Genomic DNA, 255 nt, shown 5'->3' with positions numbered 1-255 from the left:
ACCTGCAGAAGAAGCACCGGCTAACTACGTGCCAGCAGCCGCGGTAATACGTAGGGTGCAAGCGTTGTCCGGAATTATTGGGCGTAAAGAGCTCGTAGGCGGTCTGTCGCGTCTGCTGTGAAAACCTGGGGCTTAACCCTGGGCGTGCAGTGGGTACGGGCAGGCTAGAGTGCAGTAGGGGAGACTGGAATTCCTGGTGTAGCGGTGAAATGCGCAGATATCAGGAGGAACACCGGTGGCGAAGGCGGGTCTCTG

The 255-nt window shown here is 58.4% G+C and carries 1 rRNA gene; it reads left to right on the top strand.

Annotated features, from left to right (window positions below):
* Positions 1-255: ribosomal RNA gene (locus tag QSK18_RS35785) — 16S ribosomal RNA — on the top strand; the annotation flags it as partial.

Source organism: Kineosporia sp. NBRC 101677, from assembly GCF_030269265.1.
In the GTDB taxonomy this organism is placed as follows: Bacteria; Actinomycetota; Actinomycetes; order Actinomycetales; family Kineosporiaceae; genus Kineosporia; species Kineosporia rhizophila.
Note: the sequence above shows the minus strand (reverse complement) of the source record. Positions and strands in the feature narration are given on the sequence as shown.